General features: G+C 48.5%; 1 pseudogene. It reads left to right on the top strand.

Going from position 1 to position 639, the window contains the following annotated elements:
- Positions 1-585 (top strand): annotated as a pseudogene (locus R7040_RS27415) (IS5-like element ISVal1 family transposase); the annotation flags it as partial.
- Positions 586-639: the final 54 nt, after the last annotated feature.

The following is a 639-nucleotide window of genomic DNA, read 5'->3' as shown; positions in this document are numbered from 1 at the left end:
GCAATACAACATCTGGCCATTGATGCCACTGGCCTCAAGGTTTATGGCGAAGGTGAATGGAAGGTCAAGAAGCATGGTACTGATGGGAAGCGCAGAGTCTGGCGTAAGCTGCATATCGCAGTAGATACAAGCACCCACGAAATAGTCGCAGCAGAGCTGAGCTTATCTAACGTAACCGATGCCGAAGTGCTCCCTAACTTACTCAAGCAGACACGTCGCAAAATCATTGAGATATCAGGCGATGGCGCTTATGACACAAGGAATTGCCATGATGCCATACGGATCAAGCGAGCGGTTCCGCTTATCCCGCCACGAGAAGGGGCTGCCTTCTGGGAGCAAGGACACCCTCGCAATTTAGCAGTAGGTTGTCAGAAGCTCTACGGCTCCAACAAGAAGTGGAAAAAGCGGTATGGTTATCACAAGCGTTCGCTCTCTGAAACAGCCATGTATCGCGTGAAGCAGTTGCTAGGTGGGAGGTTAAGCCTGAGAAACTACAATTCTCAGGTTGGCGAAACCTACGCCATGATTAAAGCGCTGAACAAGCTTACAGGGCTTGGTATGCCTGAAACTCAGTATATTGTTTAATAATTATTCAATTTCGGACGACTTGGTTTTCTGTCCGAATTACGCAACAAAGCC

Source organism: Vibrio sp. 1069 (assembly GCF_033340555.1).
The sequence above is the reverse complement of the archived record's forward strand: the minus strand, read 5'-3'. Positions and strand labels throughout refer to the sequence as shown.